Here is a 16,496-nt window from a genome sequence, read left to right on the forward strand (position 1 = left end):
TCCTGCCTGCGTGGGTCGGCTGTTGTGTGACCAACGCGCGAAAATGCCCCGCCCCATGGCAGGGCGGGGCACGTACGTCGGCGACTCAGAGGTTCTTCTGCAACTCCTCGATCCGGGCGATCGCGTCGGCGACGATGCGGTCGATGAGCTCCTGACAGGTAGGCAGGTCCTCGATGATGCCGGTGACCTGCCCTGCGGCGAGTACGCCGGCCTGGGTATTGCCCTCGACCAGACCGGCGCGCAACAACATCGGCGTATTGGCGGCCATGACCACCTGAGACCAGGTGAGGTCCTTGGTCTTTCGCATGGCGAGCCCGTCACGCACCAGGGTGGACCATTTCATGCCGGTCATGCTCTTGAACTTGGCGGCATTGGTCACCGCGGCGGCCAGGCCACGGGCCCGGCCCGAATGTTCCAGGCGCTGCACCAGTTCGGTGTTCAAGACCCGGTGCGGCATGCCGTCGACCTTGGTGGAGACCACGGTGTCCTGCAGCTGCCTGCGCAGATACTCCTGCTTGACCGCCTCGGGCACGGTGCTCTCCCTGGTCAGCAGGAAGCGGGTGCCCATCGCGACGCCCGCCGCACCGTAGGCCAGCGCGGCGGCCAGGCCGCGACCGTCGAAGAACCCGCCCGCGGCGACCACCGGGATGTCGACCGCGTCCAGCACCGAAGGCAGCAGCAGCGTGGTGGCCACCGGGCCGGTGTGCCCGCCGCCCTCGCCGCCCTGCACGATCACCGCGTCGGCGCCCCAGGACGCGACCTTCACCGCGTGCTTGGCCGCGCCGATCGACGGAATCACCACCACGCCCGCGTCTTTCAGCTTGGCGATCAGGTCTTTCTTGGGTGCCAGCGCGAACGAGGCGACGGCCACCTTTTCGCGGATCAGCAGATCGATCCGCTCGGGCGCGTCCGTGGCATCGGCGCGGATGTTCACGCCGAACGGTTTGCCGGTGTGCGCCTTGGTCTTCGCGACCGCCGCTTCGAGCTCCGGGTAGGTCATGGTGGCCGAGGCGAGGATGCCGAGGCCACCCGCCTCGGCGGTGGCCGCGACCAGGCTCGGGCCCGCGACCCAGCCCATGCCGGTCTGCACGATGGGGTGTTCGACGCCGACCAGGTCGGTCAGCGCGGTGCGCAGCCTGCCGATCATGACGGCACCTCGGTGTCCCGTATGTTCTTGGGATCGAGGACATCCCGGATCAGGCGCAGTTCCTCGGCGGTAGGCAGCCGGGTCTCCTCGGCTTCGGTCAGTCCGTGGATCTCGAACGAGGTGTTCTCGGCGACCTCGGCGGCGGTGACGCCGGGGTGCAGGCTGCGCGCCCGCATGGTGTGGCCGGGTCCGGCGAAGTCGAAGACGCCGAGGTTGCTGACCACCCGGTGCAGATGATGGAACCGGAAGGCCGGGTTGTCCTGGTCCACCTTGTCGTAGCCGACACCGGCGACGATATCGACCTGATCGGTGAACACTCGGCTGGTGTGCCGCGAAACCCAGTAGCTGGTCGCGTGATTGATCGTGTTGCCCGGCGCGCCACGGACCCCGAACATCTGCCGGGTCGGCCGCCGCAGCGGACCGAACGCGGACAGGTTCTGATTGCCGAAACGGTCGATCTGGTTGGCGCCCATCACCACGTGCCGCCGCCCGGAGGCCACCACATCGAACACCCGGCGAAACGGTATCCAGCCCTCGATCGGCGCCTTGCCGCCCAGCGGGGGAGTGTCGGCGAACAGCAGCGCCTCACCGTCGGAGAGCAGCAGATCGGGTTCGGTGGTCAGCTTGGCCAGCCGCGCACCGATGATCGACATCGGCGACATCGGGCTCGCCATGATCTCGCCCGCGCCGCTGAAGATCTCGGCGCAGGCGACCGCGCAGATCTCGGCGCGGGTGATCGTCTCGGGCCCGCCCGTCACCCGGCCACCGCCCCCCATCGAATCGCTACGCGATGCTGTCATTTCTTCGCCTCCTGTGCGAACTCGCGGACGGCGGCCTGGTACTCGTCCTCGGAGATGGCCAGGTACCTGTCGACGAACTGTTGCCACGCCTCGGGCGTCTTGGCTGATTGCACGTAGTGCTTCTGGAACTTCTCGTCCCGGCCGTAGCTGTCACCGGCCAAGGTGAAGTGCGCGCCGTTGGGCGCCTCGACCACTCCGTCCACCATCATCCGGTTGAGCAGCAGTGACTGCAGCGGCACGGTTTTCACCAGTTCGTCGGTCTCCACGATCCGCTCGACCGACACATACCGGCGCGCTGCTGCCAGGCAATACAGGTCATCGAAGTACGGGTCGACGCCGGTGTAGGCGGCGTTGCCGTGCCGGTCGCCGATATTCAGATGGACCAGCGCCGCATCGAGATTCAGCGCGGGCATCGCCATCAGGGTCTCGGTCCGGCCGTCGGCGTCGGGGTACGGTGAAGCGACCGTGCGCAATTCGCCGTCCCAGAAGTTCGGCACGTCCGAGCCGAGCCCGGCCCGGATCGGCAGGAACGGCAACCGCGCCGCGGCCGCCTCGAGTCCGCACTTGAGCATGCCCTCGTCCATCTCGCGCGCCACCAGCGCGCCCGAGGTCCGGGCATGGGCGAACCAGGGGTCGTAGAACGGCGCCGAATCCAGTGACACGAAGCCGTAGTAGGCCTTGCGCACCTTGCCCGCCGAGCACAGCAGGCCGAGGTCCGGCCCGCCATAACTGACCACGGTCAGGTCGGTGAGATCCGACCGCAGGATGGCCCGCACCAGCGCCATCGGCTTGCGCCGCGATCCCCAGCCGCCGAGGCCGATGGTCATTCCGCTGCGCAACTCGCCGACGACCTCGTCGAGCGACATTCGCTTGTCTCGCATGACTTTCCGATCTCCTACTGCTCGGCCTTGCGCGCGGCCAGATCGTCGTCGAACCGGGCGCGGATCTCGTCGGCGACGCCGGCGAGATTGAGTTCGAAGGTGAATCCCTGCTCGTACCGGTAACTCCGGTGCACGTCCTGGGTGTCGATGCCGTTGAGCGCCCGCTTCGCCGCCCGGATCACCCGCCCGTCCTTGGCGGCGATGTTCTTGGCGACTTCCATTGCCGCGGCGTCGAGTTCGGCACGCGGCACCACCTGGTACACCGAGCCGAAGTGGTGCAGCTGCTGCGCGGTGATGGTGCTCGCGGTGTAGAACAGCGCCCGCATCAGATGCTGCGGCACCAGCCTGGACAGGTGGGTGGCCGCGCCGAGCGCGCCACGGTCGACCTCGGGCAGACCGAAAGTGGCGTCGTCCGAGGCGATCACGACGTCGGCATTGCCGACCAGCCCGATGCCGCCGCCGAGGCAGAAGCCCTGCACCACCGCGATCACCGGCACCGGGCAGTCGTAGACCGCCGCGAACGCCTCGAAGCAACCGTGATTCGCGTCGATCAGCGCCTGATGGCCCGGCTTGCTCTGGATCTCCTTGATGTCGACACCGGCGTTGAAGCCGCGATTATCGGCGCGCAGCACCACGACCCGCGTCTGCTTGTCCCGCCCCGCCTCCCGGATCGCGTCGGCGATGTCGAACCAGCCTGCCGTCGGTATGGCGTTGACCGGTGGGTAGTCCACCGTGACCACGGTGATGCCGGTTGATTCGGAGTGACGGTTGATCCCCATCGCCTATCCCTTCGTGAAGGCCCCAACCCATGGTGAGACCCAGCCCATCGTGAGACCCAGTCCATCGTGAGCCCCGGCTCGGCCGCGGCCCAGCGTTGGCAAAGCAAGCAGTTGCTTGGTAGGTTAGCACGGTGGCACTCGAAATCGATCTGGCCGACCGCGTCGTCCTGGTGACCGGCGGCGTCCGCGGCGTGGGTGCCGGGGTGAGCAGGGCCTTCCTCGCGGCGGGCGCGACGGTGATCGCCTGTGCCCGCCGTCCCGCCGACGCACCGGTCGAGGCCGACGGTCGCGCGATCGAATTCCTGGCCTGTGACATTCGCGACGCCGACGCGGTCCGCGAAATGATCGACACCGTCGTCGCGCGGCACGGCCGCCTCGATCACCTGGTCAACAACGCGGGCGGCGCCCCGTTCGCGCTCGCCGCCACCGCGAGCAAGAACTTCCACGCCAAGATCGTCGAGCTGAATCTGCTTGCGCCCCTGCTGGTTGCGCAGGCGGCGAACACGGTGATGCAGCAGCAGCCGGACGGCGGCGCCATCGTCAACATCTCCAGCGTCAGCGGCCACCGCGCTTCGCCGGGCACCGCCGCCTACGGCGCCGCGAAGGCGGGCATGGACAGTCTGACCGCCTCGCTGGCCGTCGAATGGGCGCCCAAGGTGCGGGTGAACTCCCTGGTCGTCGGTCCGGTCGACACCGAGCTGAGTCGGCTGCACTACGGCGACCAGGACGGCATCGACGCGGTGGGCCGGACCATTCCGCTCGGCAGGCTGGCCGCCCCGGAGGATGTCGGCCGCTGCGCCGTCTTCCTCGCCTCCCCGCTGGCCTGTTACGTCAGCGGCGCCGCCCTGCTGGTGCACGGCGGTGGCGAGCGCCCCGCCTTCCTGGCCGCGTCCACCGCTCAGCAGCAGTCCTGAAGACAACGGATCCCACGAAGAGGACACAGGTATGGACACCGAGCAGATCTGCGCAGGCCGCACCGTCATCGTCACCGGCGCGGGCCGCGGCATCGGGCGCGCGCACGCGCTCGCCTTCGCCGCGGCAGGGGCGAAGGTGGTGGTCAACGATCTCGGCTCGGCCCTCGACGGCGCCGTGACCGCCGAGACCCCGGCCGAACAGGTGGTGGCGGAGATCACCGCGCTCGGCGGCACCGCCGTGGCCAACGGCGACGACGTCGCGGATTGGCAAGGCGGCCAACGGCTTATCCGGCAGGCGGTGGACACCTTCGGCGGCCTCGACGTGCTGGTCAACAACGCCGGATTCGTTCGCGATCGGATGCTGGTCAACCTCGGTGAGGACGAGTGGGACGCGGTGATCCGCGTGCACCTCAAGGGCCATTTCGTCACCATGCGGCACGCGATCGAGTACTGGCGCGGCGAGTCCAAAGCCGGTCGCCCGGTCGACGGCCGCATCATCAACACCAGCTCCGGCGCCGGCCTGCAGGGCAGCGTAGGCCAGGGCAACTACGGCGCGGCGAAGGCCGGTATTGCGGGACTTACGCTGACGGCCGCCGCGGAGTTCGCTCGCTACGGCGTCACTGTGAATTCCATCGCACCTGCGGCCCGAACCAGGATGACCGAAACGGTGTTTGCCGAGACCATGGCGCGGCCCGAAGACGGCTTCGACGCGATGGCTCCGGAGAACATTTCCCCGCTCGTCGTCTGGCTCGGCAGCCCAGAATCGGCATCGGTCACCGGGCGCATGTTCGAGGTCGAGGGCGGGAAAATCGCACTTGCGGACGGGTGGCGCCACGGTGTCGCGGTGGATCGCGGTGCCAGGTGGTCGCCTGCCGAGCTCGGCCCGGTGGTAGCTGACCTGATTGCCAAGGGGATGCCGCCCGAACCGGTGTACGGGGCCTGAACGGGCTTCCGACCTTCTTCCTGCGCACGTAACGATAGGGGTTTACTATGGCCCCCATCCGTTAAAAGTCCCGTGTGAGAGTCGCGACCGGGTGAGAACTGCGCTTTACGAATGAGGGGAAGGCTCGGCGCATGGCCGTTGGTCGCACGTTCCGTGTGGTTGCAGTAGCTGGAGCTGTGGCCGGCTTTGCGCTACTCGGCCCGGTTGCGGCGGTAGCCCAGCCCGCAGGCCAGTGCCCGCAGTGCGCTGCCGACCCCGCTCCGCCGCCGTATGACAGCGGCGAGTCCTGGTACCCGCTGTCGGTGCCCGGTCAGCGGACGGACGTCAGTGCGGTACCCACCAACCCGGCCATCGGCTCGGGCTCGGCCGCGGCAGGCTCCGCGGCGGCAGGCGGTTCGGCCGCGGCAGGCTCCGCGGCAGCAGGCGGTTCGGCCGCGGCAGGTTCGGCGGGCGCGGCAGGCTCGGCCGGTCTCGGCGCGGTGCTCGGTACCGGCTCCGCCGGTCTCGGCCTTGCGCTCGGTTCGGGTTCGGCCGGTCTCGGCGTCGTCCTCGGCACCGGTTCGGCCGCGCTCGGTGCCACCGGCTCCGCGGGGGTGGGTGCCTTGGCAACGGGCTCCGCCGCGGTGGGGTCCGCCGGAATCGGTGTCGGTGCAACAGGTTCGGCCGCAGTCGGCTCGGCGGGCGTTGGTTCGGCCGCCGTCGGTTCCGCGGGAGTCGGCTCCGCCGGAGTAGGTTCCGCGGGCGTCGGCTCGGCGGCAACCGGTTCTGCCGCAGTCGGTTCCGCCGCCGTTGGTTCGGCGGCCGTCGGTTCGGCCGCGCCGCTGCTGCTGCTCCTGATCCCCGCGCCGCCCGTCCCACCCGCGCTGCCGCCCGTCGCCATCCCGCCGGTGCCCGCGCCCGTGCTGCCGGGCATCCCGGCACTGCCCGTGCTCGTGCCAGCCCCGGCCGCCGCGCCAGCCCCGGCCGCGCCGCCACCGCCCCCGCCTGCCCCACCGGCGGCCCAGGCCCCCGCCAAGCCGAACCCCGACGTGCGCCCGACCAGCGCCGACGACGGGCTCCCCAAACCCAAACTGCTGTCGGTGATCGGCGGCCTGCTCGCCCTCGGGTTGGCCGGGGCCGGTTCCGGTGCGGTCAGTTTCCAGGGTGCCTCGGCCGCGCAGGCCCGAGTCGACGCCGCCCGTGCCATGTTCTTCCCGAGGCCGTGAGGGGTGCTGGCATGAGTGAGAGTAAGACTCAGAACACTTCGCGGTCCTACCGGCGGGTGGCCGCTGCCGTGGATGCCGTCTGTGCCGTTGCGGCGGACTCCGACGCCACCACCCTCGACGAGGTGGTGCTCGCCATCGCGAGCGAGCGGCGCCGCGAAATCGAGATCGCCAGTGCGCAATTGGGTCCCGGCGTGTGCGGACAGCGCAGGCTCTACCCCGATCGCGACGTGATCGTGCTCGCCCAGTCGCTGCCGAGCCGGGAGCACACCCTCGCACATGAGTTGGGGCACATCGTGTTCGACCACGAGGGCGCGCCCGCGCCCGAGGTGACGCTCGAGGCCAGCGACGATCTGATCGCGTACATGCTGAGCCAGCGGGCGCACCAGCAGATCGTCGACGACGGCGCGGACGAACTCGCCGAGTGGGAGGCCGAGACCTTCGCCGCCATGTTGATGACCAGACTCCGCGTGTTCAACAGCCGTGGCGCAGGCGTCTCGGTCCTTCGATTCGATGAGGCTCTGGGATGACCCTCTGGTTGACGGCACTGCTGGTGTGGATGGCGGCAGGAGCCCGGGTGGGACGCGTGCTGGTCAAGCCGGCGACGACGGCCCGGGTGGCCATCGTGGTCGCGGTCTCCGCCGTCGCGCTGGCCGCCACCGTCGCGGTCCCCGAGATCGCGGTGGCCATCGACAATCTGCGGCCGCAGGGCGTGCGCGCCGGCTGGCTCTCCGACGGTGTCGTGGTGTCGGCCTGGATCGTGTTCATCGCCGCCACCTCGGTGGTCGCCTTCGCCGCCTGGCCGATCTGCTCCCGGCAGAACCTGCGGCAGGTCGCCATGGCGATCTACAGCATCGGCATCGTCTCGGTGACCGTCACCATCGCCTGGTCGTTCACCTTCGGCTGGGAGGTCGTCACGCTGGGCGCGCTGTTCATCGTCATCACCGGCCTGCGCAACCTCGACTGGACCACGCTCGGACGCGGAATCGCGATCTACACCACCGGAACCGCGGTCGTCGCGGGCCTGGCCGTGCTGGAGATCCAGCGCGCGTTCACCGATGCGCCGCCGGTACCGCCGGGTCAGCCGAACTGGGCGTGGCAGGCCTGGGAGGTGGCGAGTCTGCTCATCGCGTTCGGCGCGGTGTGGATCGTGGTCGAGCTGTGGGTGCGCGCGCGGATGCTACTGCGCCAGATCAAGCTGCTGCACCGCATCATGGTCGGCCGCTTCCCCGAGGTGGTCGCGCACGACCAGACCGGTACGTCCACTCAGCTGCGCGCGTCCGATCAGGTGGCGCAGATCATGGACGCTCTCTACCTCCAGTCCGGCGGCGGGGTGGTGCTCGCCGCGGTGGCGCCGCCGCCGCGGTCGGTCGCCGAGCGCGCGGAGACGGTGGCGCAGTGGGCCAGAAACCCGTTGGGCGATGTGGTGCTCGACGCACGGTGGATTGCTCCGCCCGAGGGGATTAGTCCTCGTGGCTGGGTCCAGGCCATCGCCAGGGCCTATGACGCGACAACCCTGGAACCCGTCCGAAATTGAGCACACGCGCCGACGGCGCGTATTCCGCGTACCGCTGAGTGTGGTTGCCGACCGGTGTCGTGCAGCGGGCTGAGTTCTGCGCTGGACTCGATGAGTTACCCGCGTTCACACGAAATCAGTTGTCCGAGAAAACCTGCGGACGCGCAAGTTCGAGAATTGTCGAATGTGCTTGCATCTACTGATGATCGGGCATCGTCAGAGGCCTTGACAGGGCATGCCCCTATTTTCTCGGGCATGCCCCACTTGCTTCACGTATTGGACGCACACATAACACAGCACAGTGCGACCCGGAGGGCCGCACTGTGCTTCCGTGCAAGAGAACCTATTCGGTGTCATCCGGAGGAATTTCGGGCAAGCCTTCACTTGCCCGCAACTTCTCCGCCATGGACGTGAGGAGGTTCTGAGATTCTTCGGACAGGTCGAACGCTCTACTCGACAGCCGTCGCAGTCCGTAGCCCTGCAGCTGGGACAGCAACTCAAGATCGTGATCGATCTTGGCGGCATAGATGTCGTTGAAGAAGTAGTCCGGCTTGACCTTGAAGAACTTCGCCAGGGCGGCCACCGTCTCATCGGACGGGTTCGTCCGTTGTCCCGACCGCAACTGCGACAGGTACGGTTTCGAGATCGGATGTCCGGAGGCCGTCAGCGCAGCCGCAACCTCCGCGTTGGTGTGCGGCTTACGCCCCGGGGGATGCACGGTTTCGAACAGCTTGTTCAGCCGCGCCGCGAAATCAGCCATTGTGAGCCGCCCAATTCCCTTCGCTGTACTAACAGTCGTTATCTCGGATACGTATCATTGATATTAGCGGCTCAGTAACTGAAAACCTACGCCTGATTCCGGATTTCCTTGAAGCTTCTAGGTGCCGGTCCGGCGAAGGTACTGCGACCGTTGCGTTTGCGGGTCACCCCAACGGCTCTCGAGAAGCCGAGGTACGGACCGGTTCTGGCCCGTCGTGGAGGTCTTCCCCGACGCGATCATGATAGCGGAAAGATAGCTGACGTCTCATCTAGTTGCAAGTCGGGCCGAATGTGTGGCGTACGACACGTTTCCGGGCCTGGGGGATGAACGTTCAACAAACCGGTTTCGACGGGTCGACGGCGCTAAATCCGTTCGATGATCGTCCCTGTCGCCAATGCGCCACCGGCACACATCAGCACCATGGCCGTGCTGCGGCCGGTTCGCTCCAGCTCGTGCAAAGCCGTTGTGATGAGCCGGGATCCGGTCGAGCCCACTGGATGACCGAGCGCGATGGCGCCGCCGTTGACGTTGACCCGGTCCATGTCCGGCTGATGCACCGAGGCCCAGGACAGTGCCACCGAGGCGAAGGCCTCGTTGATTTCGAACAGGTCGATGTCCCCGATGCTCATCCCGGACCGTTCCAGCAGGCGCGAGCAGGCCTGCACCGGGCCGTCGAGGTGGAACTCCGGCTCGGCGCCGACCAGGGCCTGGGTGACGATCCGCGCCCGAGGCCGCAATCCGGCTCGCTGCGCGGCCTTTTCGTCCATCAGCAGCACCGCGGCCGCGCCGTCGGAGATCTGCGACGAGTTCCCCGCAGTATGGATGCCGCCCTCCAGGACCGGCTTCAACTTGGCCAGCCCCTCGACGGTCGTCTCGCGCAGGCCTTGATCGCGTGACACGTCCAGCTTCTCGCCGGTCAGGTTTCCGGTCTTGTCGACGGCGGGGGCGGTGACGGTGAGCACCTCGCGGTCGAAACGCCCCTCGGCCCAGGCCTGTCCGGCCAGCCGCTGCGAGCGGGCGCCGAACGCGTCGACGTCGGCGCGAGTGATGCCGCGTCGCTTGGCAATCCGCTCGGCCGCCTCGAACTGATTGGGCAGGTCGATGCTCCATGACGCGGGCCTGCGCGGTCCGGCGTGCTCGCCGACATTGGCGCCCAACGGAACTCGGCTCATCGCCTCGATGCCGCAGGCGACCCCGATGTCGATCGCGCCGGTCGCGATGAGCCCGGCGACGAGATGGTTGGCCTGCTGGGCCGAGCCGCACTGCGCGTCGATGGTGGTCGCGCCGACCTGCCAGGGCAGCCCGGCGTGCAGCCACGCGACGCGCGTCACATTGTTGGACTGCTCACCCGCCTGGGTGACGCAGCCGCCGATCACCTGCTCGACCTGCGCCGGATCCAGGTGGGCGCGCTCGAGCAGTCCGCGCTGCGCGAGGCCGAGTAGTTCGGCGGCGTGCAGGCCGGACAGCCAGCCGCCGCGCTTGCCGATGGGGGTGCGAGCGGCCTCGACGATGACGGGTGTGCCCATGTCCAACCTTTCTATGGGGCGGAAAACTGAAACGAGTTCTCCAAGGATTCGAGGCGGTTCTGTCCGGTTTCTTTCCTGATACAGCCACCTATGCTTCAATGATTATAGAACGTGTTTCAGTTTGTCGAAGGAGACATCTGGTGGTAGACCCTCGGAATGTCCGGCCGAATCTGCCGGACGGATTCGACGTCACAGACCCCGACATCTACGCCGAGCGGGTGCCCGTCGAGGAGTTCGCCGAGCTGCGTCGCACCGCACCGGTCTGGTGGAATCCACAGCCGGTGGAGGTCAGTGGCTTCCGGGACGAGGGCTTCTGGGTGGTCAGCAAGCACGCCGATGTCAAAGAGGTATCACGGCGCAGCGACGTGTTCTCGACTTTCGAGAACACCGCCATTCCGCGCTTCAACGACGACATCACCCGCGAGCAGATCGAACTGCAGCGGTTCGTCCTGATCAACAAGGACGCGCCGGAGCACACCAAGCTGCGCAAGATCATCTCGCGCGGCTTCACCCCGCGTGCGATCAACGGCCTGCGCGCGGAGCTCTCGGCGCGCGCGGAATCGATCGTCAAGGCGGCCGCCGCCACCGGGACCGGCGATTTCGTCACCCAGATCGCCTGCGAACTGCCGCTGCAGGCGATCGCCGAACTGATCGGCGTCCCGCAGGAAGACCGGATGAAGGTGTTCACCTGGTCGAACGACATGACCGGCTACGACGACCCGGACAACGACGCCGATCCGGTGATGGCCTCCGCCGAAATCCTGGGCTACGCCTACCAAATGGCGGCGGCGCGCAAGGAGTGCCCGGCCAACGATCTGGTCACCACGCTGATCGAGGCGGATGTCGACGGCGACAAGCTCAGCGAGGAGGAGTTCGGCTTCTTCGTGATCATGCTGGCCGTGGCGGGCAACGAGACCACGCGCAACGCCATCACCCACGGCATGAACGCCTTCATGGAGAACCCGGACCAGTGGGAACTGTTCAAGAAGGAGCGTCCGGCCACCGCCGCCGACGAGATCATCCGGTGGGCCACACCGGTCACCTCGTTCCAGCGGACCGCGCTGGTGGACACCGAACTCGGCGGCGTGCAGATCAAGAAGGGTCAGCGGCTGGTCATGCTGTACCGCTCGGCCAACTTCGATGAGGACGTCTTCGAGCATCCGGAGCGGTTCGACATCCTGCGAAAGGACAACCAGCACTTGTCCTTCGGCGGTACCGGCGCGCACTTCTGCGTCGGCGCGAACCTGGCCAGGCTGGAGGTCGACCTGATCTTCAATGCCATCGCCGATCACCTGCCGGATATCAGCAAGCTGGGTGAGCCGAAGCGGCTGCGCTCCGGCTGGCTCAACGGGATCAAGGAATTCCCGGTCGACTTCAAGGGCTGTCCCGTCACACACTGAGCCGGTACATCGAAAGGGCCCGCGCACCGGAGATTTCCTCCGATGCGCGGGCCCTTCGCACGTCCGACTGTGCTCAGTCGACCTTCTTCGCGGTGGCCATCGCGCGGTCGACCTCCCAAAAAGCCCGCAGCGCAGCGATTTTGCCGGTGTCGTCGACCCGATAGGTGAAGACACCGTCGGCGTCGATCCGATGACCGCCGAGGGTGCTGCGGATGGTGCCGGTGAAGGCGATCTCGTTCCCGCACGCGAACGAGTCGCCGAACAGGAACTCGATGGACTCCGTCTGCGCGATCGCCTTGTCCCAGAACGCGGCGATCGCCTCCTTGCCGCGGTGCCCCTTGCCCTCCGGGTCGAAACCCGAAGGGCCGATGGGGTCTTCGACGATGCCGTCCTCGGCGAACAGTGCGACCCAAGCGGCCTTGTCCCTGGCCCGCACCGCGGCCTGCGACGCGAGCCCGGCAGTCCGGGCCGGGTGGTCTGTGGTCATGCCGATACCTCCGCGACGATCGGTGCTTCGATGTTCGCCGCGGCGAATCGACGCAGCGAGTCCTGTTTGGCGGCGAGTTCGCCGTCGAAGCCGATGCCGTCGAAGAGCCAGGGCACCACGATCGCGTCGGTCACTCCCGCGTTCGCGAGATCCTGATAGCCGGAACGGCCGAACCGGTCGACGCACACCGCCTGGAGCTCGAACGGCAGGTCCGCGCGCCCGAACTCGGCGCGCAGCGCGTCGAGCTTGCCGATGGTGCGGCACAGCTCGTCGTAGGTCATCATCGCCGAGGTCCAGCCGTCACCCACCCGGGCCGCACGCCGCAGCGCCGCCTCGGTGTGGCCGCCGACGTAGAACGGCACCGGCTCGGTCGGCGCCGGGCTGACCTGCAGCTGATCGAAATCGAAGAACTCGCCGTGGAATTCGACCATGCCGCCGCCGAGTACCAGCTTGATGACCTCGATCATCTCGTCGACCCTGGCGCCGCGCCTGGCGTAGGGCACCCCGCACCACTCGAACTCCTCCGGCGCCCAGCCGATCCCCACGCCGAAGCCGAAGCGGTTTCCGGACAGATTGGCCACCGATCCGACCTGGCGGGCCAGCAGCAACGGGTTACGCGATCCCAGTTTGAGCACGTTGGTGTAGAACCGGATGCGGCTGGTCACCATCGCCATCGCGGTCGCCCCGATGAGCGGGTCGACCCATGGGGTCTCCGGACCCCAGAACCGGCTGCCGTCGGCGGTATACGGGTACTTCGCCGCCGCGGACTTCATATAGAACAGCGAGTCCGGCAGTGCGATCGACGAGAACCCGCACTCCTCAGCAGTTTTCGCCAGCTCGGGCAGCTGGTCCAGCGGGCTCAGCGCGATGCCGAGGGTGAACTTCAGCGGGGTCATCGCTTGTCCGCCCCGACGACCCACATCGAAAAGTACTGGGATCCGCCACCGTAGGCGTGGCCGAAGGCTTTACGCGCGCCCTCGACCTGGTAGTCGCCGGCGCGGCCCATGACCTGCTTGGCCGCCTCGGCGAAGCGGATGAGCCCCGACGCGCCGATCGGGTTGGAGGACAGGACGCCACCGGACGGGTTGACCGGCAGAATGCCGCCGATCTCGGTCTCGCCCTTATCGGTAAGTTTCCAGCCGTCACCCTGCGGCACGAACCCCAGGTTCTCCAGCCACATCGGCTCGAACCAGGAGAACGGCACATAGATCTCCGCCACGTCGATCTCGCTGAGCGGGTCGGTGATCCCGGCGGCTTTCCACAGCGCGGCCGCGGCGTCCTGGCCGGCCTGCGGGTTGACCTGGTCGCGGCCGGCGAAGGTGGTCGGCTCGGTGCGCATCGCGGTGCCGTGCACCCACGCGACCTTCTTGCCGGTGGCCTCGACGGCGGTCGCCGCCTCTTCGTCACCGAGCACGATCGCGCACGCGCCGTCCGAGGACGGGCAGGTCTCGTCGAAACGGATGGGGTCCCACAGCATTTGCGAGGACAGCACCGACTCCAGCGTGATGTCAGGCTGTTTCAGGTGTGCCAACGGGTTCTTGGCACCGTTGCGCCGATCCTTGACCGCGACCATCGCGCCGATGTGGCTCGGCGCGTTCGAGCGCCGGATGTAGGACCGGACGTGCGGGGCGAAGTAGCCGCCCGCGCCCGCGCCGACCGGCATGGTGAACGGCACCGGAATCGACAACGCCCACATGGCATTCGACTCCGACTGCTTCTCCCACGCGATCGCGAGGACGCGCTTGTGCACCCCGGCCTGCACCAGATTGGCGGCGACCACGCCGGTCGAGCCGCCGACCGAACCCGCGGTGTGCACGCGCAGCAGCGGTTTTCCGGTGGCGCCCAACGCATCCGCGAGGTACAGCTCGGGCATCATGACGCCCTCGAACAGGTCCGGCGCTTTGCCGACCACCACCGCGTCGATGTCGGCGATGGTGAGACCGGCATCGACGAGCGCGCGATCAATGGCTTCACGGCACATGCCCGCCATCGATACATCGGTTCTTTTCGTCACGTGATGGGTTTGACCGGTGCCGAGCACCGCAGCCGGAAAGCTCATCGGCTCGCCTCCGAATCCAGAACTGTCACAAGGTTTTGCTGCAACGCGGGCCCACTGGTGGCGTGCGCGAGTGCGCGGTTCGCCGAGCCGTCCATGATCGCGTTGGCCGCGAAGCCGATCCGCTCCAACCCGGCGGCGAACATCGGGTTCGCGGCGAGCGCACCGCCCGAGGGGTTCACCTTGGTGCCGTTCTTCAGTCCGATGGCCTCGGCGAGGATCAGCTGCTGATGACTGAACGGCGCGTGCAGTTCGGCGACGTCGAACTGCGTGTCGCCGCCGGTAACCGCTTGCGCGGCAGCCGAGGTGGAGGGGGAGACGGTGAGGTCGCGCGCGCCGAGCACCGGTGTATCCACCCGGTGCGCCATGCCGGTGATCCACGCGGGCCGCTCGCAGAGTTCGCGGGCCCGGTCGCCGATGGCCAGCACGATCGCGGCGGCGCCGTCGGTGATCGGGGCGACGTCGTGGGCGCGCAGTGGATCGGCGATATACGGTGCGTCGAGCAGGCTTTCGACCGGCCCGCCCGTCGACCGGCCGTCGGCGGCCAACGCTGCCGCGGCCACCGCCGCCATGTCGCGTTCGGTCCAGCGCCCCGCGTCCAGCCCGGCCCTGGCCTGCAGGCCCGCGATGGACCATGCGTCCGGCCACAGCGGTGTCACCAGGTACGGATCGAGTTGCATGGTGAGCACCTGGCGCAGCGTGCCCGCCGATGATTTACCGAAGCCGTACACCAGCGCGGTCTCCGCCTGCCCCGAGCGCAGTTTCACCCACGCCTCGTACAGCGCCCATGCCGCGTCCATCTCCACGTGCGATTCGTTGATCGGCGGTACCGCGCCGATCGCGTCGATCGCGGAGATGAACGAGAAGGCCCGTCCGGCAAGGTAATCCGAGGAGCCCGAGCACCAGAAGTCGATGTCGGACTTGGTGATGCCGAGCTGGCGGTAGAGCTGCTGGAAGCAGGGCACCAGCATCTCCACGCCATTGGTGGTGCCGAAAGTCTCCGGCACGTGCGGCGCGTGGGCGAAACCCACGACCGCGATGTCGGTTCCGTGGTCAGTCAACGTGCGCCTCTCTCAGAGGTGGTGCTTGTAGGTCTCGTAGTCGGCATCCGGCTCGCCGGTGGGGCGGAAGTGGTCCACGTTCTCCAGTCCGTAGCCCCACTCCTCGCGCGGCTTCCACACCGCCTCGACGCGCATGCCCATCCGCACTTCGCTTGCCTCGCAACCGAGTACGAGATGCAGCACCGGGATGTCCGCGCCGTCCAGCAGCACGTAGGCCGCGACGTACGGCGGCTTGATCCGCTGGCCGAGGAACGGCACGTTCACGATGCAGAACGTGGTGACCGTGCCGCGGTCGGGCAGCTCCACGACCTCGTCGGTGGGCCTGCCGTCGGTCGGGTTCGCACCGCGCGGCGGGAAGTACACCTTGCCGGCGGCGTCGGTGCGTCCGCCGAGCAGCTTGCCCTCGGCCAATCCGCGCAGATAGACGGTCTCCTGCGGGGACGCGGTGTGCTTGTAGGCCAGATCGACGGGGGTGGTGAGCATGGTGACGGGCTCGCCGTCGGCGCTGGTCGCCGTGGTGTCGGCCTCTTCGCCCGGCTCGAAACAGGCGATGTCGTGGATGGTTCCGGTGGTCTCGGCGGCCCACCGGACGGCCACCCGCATGCCGGTCCGCATGTCCTCGGGCGCGGCGACGTCGACGGCGTGCAGCAATGCGGTGTCCGCGCCGTCGAGCCGGATCAACGCCCAGGCGAACGGCCGGTCGAACGGCTGTCCGGGCAGCGGTTCGCGCACCCAGGTCCACGATTCGACGGTGCCGACCGCGGCGACGTCGACGAACTCGGTGAGCGGAGCCGCGGTGATCGGATCGTATTCCGGCGGCGGCACCAGCACCCGGCCGTCGGACCCGCGCACACCGACGATCCCGCGGTCGCGCAGCTTGGTCAAGAAGGTGCCGATCGTCGGTCCCACGGACCGGGTGTAGTCGAATCGCACCCGTAGGGGCGCGCTGAGCACATCAGGTGCGGCGTGCCCACCCGCCACCCGGCCGCCACCCCTCATGGAGTCGCTTCGCGACGAAGTGTTC

The 16,496-nt window shown here is 68.0% G+C and carries 17 protein-coding genes; 6 read left to right on the forward strand and 11 right to left on the reverse strand.

Features of this window, described 5'->3' with window-relative positions; all coding sequences use genetic code 11:
- Window positions 1-85: 85 nt before the first annotated feature.
- The 4 genes from ACIHA7_RS28180 to ACIHA7_RS28195 are packed head-to-tail and all read right to left on the reverse strand — an operon-like array spanning window position 86 to window position 3,607.
- Entirely contained in the window at window positions 86-1,144 is a 1,059-nt protein-coding gene (locus ACIHA7_RS28180) for an NAD(P)H-dependent flavin oxidoreductase (RefSeq protein WP_397294536.1), read from the reverse strand.
- Window positions 1,144-1,923 carry a CoA-transferase subunit beta gene (locus ACIHA7_RS28185; protein WP_397294537.1) on the reverse strand — a complete coding sequence of 260 codons (780 nt, stop codon included), beginning with the start codon at window positions 1,921-1,923 and terminating at the stop codon, window positions 1,144-1,146. The genes ACIHA7_RS28180 and ACIHA7_RS28185 overlap by 1 nt, the downstream gene beginning before the upstream one ends.
- 20 nt (window positions 1,924-1,943) lie before the next feature.
- Window positions 1,944-2,828: a CoA transferase subunit A gene (locus tag ACIHA7_RS28190; RefSeq protein WP_397293961.1), complete on the reverse strand. Its 885-nt coding sequence runs from the start codon at window positions 2,826-2,828 to the stop codon at window positions 1,944-1,946.
- 14 nt (window positions 2,829-2,842) lie between these two features.
- Entirely contained in the window at window positions 2,843-3,607 is a 765-nt protein-coding gene (locus tag ACIHA7_RS28195; protein ID WP_397293962.1) for an enoyl-CoA hydratase family protein, read from the reverse strand.
- Between the two features lie 131 nt (window positions 3,608-3,738).
- Between ACIHA7_RS28195 and ACIHA7_RS28200 the strand changes: the two genes are divergently transcribed.
- The 5 genes from ACIHA7_RS28200 to ACIHA7_RS28220 all read left to right on the forward strand — a co-directional run bounded on the left by ACIHA7_RS28200 (window position 3,739) and on the right by ACIHA7_RS28220 (window position 8,203).
- Complete coding sequence (locus ACIHA7_RS28200) at window positions 3,739-4,521, forward strand: SDR family oxidoreductase (protein ID WP_397293963.1); 783 nt, start codon at window positions 3,739-3,741, stop codon at window positions 4,519-4,521.
- A 31-nt stretch (window positions 4,522-4,552) separates the two neighbouring features.
- Complete coding sequence (locus ACIHA7_RS28205) at window positions 4,553-5,464, forward strand: SDR family oxidoreductase (protein WP_397293964.1); 912 nt, start codon at window positions 4,553-4,555, stop codon at window positions 5,462-5,464.
- 176 nt (window positions 5,465-5,640) lie between these two features.
- Window positions 5,641-6,669 (forward strand): hypothetical protein, encoded by a 1,029-nt coding sequence (locus ACIHA7_RS28210; RefSeq protein ID WP_397293965.1) that lies wholly within the window; start codon window positions 5,641-5,643, stop codon window positions 6,667-6,669.
- Between the two features lie 11 nt (window positions 6,670-6,680).
- Complete coding sequence (locus ACIHA7_RS28215) at window positions 6,681-7,196, forward strand: ImmA/IrrE family metallo-endopeptidase (RefSeq protein WP_397293966.1); 516 nt, start codon at window positions 6,681-6,683, stop codon at window positions 7,194-7,196.
- Window positions 7,193-8,203, forward strand: coding sequence for a hypothetical protein (locus tag ACIHA7_RS28220; RefSeq protein WP_397293967.1), 1,011 nt, complete (start codon window positions 7,193-7,195; stop codon window positions 8,201-8,203). The genes ACIHA7_RS28215 and ACIHA7_RS28220 overlap by 4 nt, the downstream gene beginning before the upstream one ends.
- A 322-nt stretch (window positions 8,204-8,525) precedes the next feature.
- On the opposite strand, the gene ACIHA7_RS28225 is transcribed toward ACIHA7_RS28220, so the two are convergent.
- Both ACIHA7_RS28225 and ACIHA7_RS28230 read right to left on the reverse strand, forming a co-directional pair.
- Window positions 8,526-8,942 (reverse strand): helix-turn-helix domain-containing protein, encoded by a 417-nt coding sequence (locus tag ACIHA7_RS28225; RefSeq protein WP_397293968.1) that lies wholly within the window; start codon window positions 8,940-8,942, stop codon window positions 8,526-8,528.
- A gap of 362 nt (window positions 8,943-9,304) precedes the next feature.
- Entirely contained in the window at window positions 9,305-10,468 is a 1,164-nt protein-coding gene (locus ACIHA7_RS28230; RefSeq protein WP_397293969.1) for a steroid 3-ketoacyl-CoA thiolase, read from the reverse strand.
- 98 nt (window positions 10,469-10,566) lie between these two features.
- Here ACIHA7_RS28230 and ACIHA7_RS28235 point away from each other — a divergent pair, with 98 nt between their 5' ends.
- On the forward strand, window positions 10,567-11,868 hold the full coding sequence (locus tag ACIHA7_RS28235) for a cytochrome P450 (protein WP_397293970.1): 1,302 nt from the start codon (window positions 10,567-10,569) through the stop codon (window positions 11,866-11,868).
- A 73-nt stretch (window positions 11,869-11,941) separates the two neighbouring features.
- On the opposite strand, the gene ACIHA7_RS28240 is transcribed toward ACIHA7_RS28235, so the two are convergent.
- The 5 genes from ACIHA7_RS28240 to ACIHA7_RS28260 are packed head-to-tail and all read right to left on the reverse strand — an operon-like array spanning window position 11,942 to window position 16,471.
- Window positions 11,942-12,355, reverse strand: a complete 414-nt coding sequence (locus tag ACIHA7_RS28240) for a nuclear transport factor 2 family protein (RefSeq protein WP_397293971.1) — start codon at window positions 12,353-12,355, stop codon at window positions 11,942-11,944.
- Entirely contained in the window at window positions 12,352-13,242 is an 891-nt protein-coding gene (locus ACIHA7_RS28245; RefSeq protein ID WP_397294538.1) for a TIGR03619 family F420-dependent LLM class oxidoreductase, read from the reverse strand. The genes ACIHA7_RS28240 and ACIHA7_RS28245 overlap by 4 nt, the downstream gene beginning before the upstream one ends.
- 5 nt (window positions 13,243-13,247) lie before the next feature.
- The gene (locus ACIHA7_RS28250) at window positions 13,248-14,414 is read right to left on the reverse strand and encodes a thiolase domain-containing protein (protein ID WP_397293972.1); all 1,167 of its coding nucleotides are present in this window, start codon (window positions 14,412-14,414) and stop codon (window positions 13,248-13,250) included.
- On the reverse strand, window positions 14,411-15,472 hold the full coding sequence (locus ACIHA7_RS28255; RefSeq protein WP_397293973.1) for a thiolase domain-containing protein: 1,062 nt from the start codon (window positions 15,470-15,472) through the stop codon (window positions 14,411-14,413). Before ACIHA7_RS28255 ends, ACIHA7_RS28250 begins: the two co-directional genes overlap by 4 nt.
- Before the next feature lie 12 nt (window positions 15,473-15,484).
- Window positions 15,485-16,471 (reverse strand): Zn-ribbon domain-containing OB-fold protein, encoded by a 987-nt coding sequence (locus ACIHA7_RS28260; RefSeq protein ID WP_397293974.1) that lies wholly within the window; start codon window positions 16,469-16,471, stop codon window positions 15,485-15,487.
- Window positions 16,472-16,496: the final 25 nt, after the last annotated feature.

It is taken from the genome of Nocardia sp. NPDC052316, from assembly GCF_044547795.1.
Classification (GTDB): Bacteria; Actinomycetota; Actinomycetes; order Mycobacteriales; family Mycobacteriaceae; genus Nocardia.

What these genes read in the sequence shown, in the direction of transcription:
- ACIHA7_RS28185 (WP_397294537.1), bottom strand. Translation starts at nt 1,923, where the DNA reads ATGGGGGGCGGTGGCCGGGTGACGGGCGGGCCCGAGACGATCACCCGC.
- ACIHA7_RS28190 (WP_397293961.1), bottom strand. Translation starts at nt 2,828, where the DNA reads ATGCGAGACAAGCGAATGTCGCTCGACGAGGTCGTCGGCGAGTTGCGC.
- ACIHA7_RS28195 (WP_397293962.1), bottom strand. Translation starts at nt 3,607, where the DNA reads ATGGGGATCAACCGTCACTCCGAATCAACCGGCATCACCGTGGTCACG.
- ACIHA7_RS28205 (WP_397293964.1), top strand. Translation starts at nt 4,553, where the DNA reads ATGGACACCGAGCAGATCTGCGCAGGCCGCACCGTCATCGTCACCGGC.
- ACIHA7_RS28215 (WP_397293966.1), top strand. Translation starts at nt 6,681, where the DNA reads ATGAGTGAGAGTAAGACTCAGAACACTTCGCGGTCCTACCGGCGGGTG.
- ACIHA7_RS28220 (WP_397293967.1), top strand. Translation starts at nt 7,193, where the DNA reads ATGACCCTCTGGTTGACGGCACTGCTGGTGTGGATGGCGGCAGGAGCC.
- ACIHA7_RS28225 (WP_397293968.1), bottom strand. Translation starts at nt 8,942, where the DNA reads ATGGCTGATTTCGCGGCGCGGCTGAACAAGCTGTTCGAAACCGTGCAT.
- ACIHA7_RS28230 (WP_397293969.1), bottom strand. Translation starts at nt 10,468, where the DNA reads ATGGGCACACCCGTCATCGTCGAGGCCGCTCGCACCCCCATCGGCAAG.
- ACIHA7_RS28235 (WP_397293970.1), top strand. Translation starts at nt 10,567, where the DNA reads ATGATTATAGAACGTGTTTCAGTTTGTCGAAGGAGACATCTGGTGGTA.
- ACIHA7_RS28240 (WP_397293971.1), bottom strand. Translation starts at nt 12,355, where the DNA reads ATGACCACAGACCACCCGGCCCGGACTGCCGGGCTCGCGTCGCAGGCC.
- ACIHA7_RS28250 (WP_397293972.1), bottom strand. Translation starts at nt 14,414, where the DNA reads ATGAGCTTTCCGGCTGCGGTGCTCGGCACCGGTCAAACCCATCACGTG.
- ACIHA7_RS28260 (WP_397293974.1), bottom strand. Translation starts at nt 16,471, where the DNA reads ATGAGGGGTGGCGGCCGGGTGGCGGGTGGGCACGCCGCACCTGATGTG.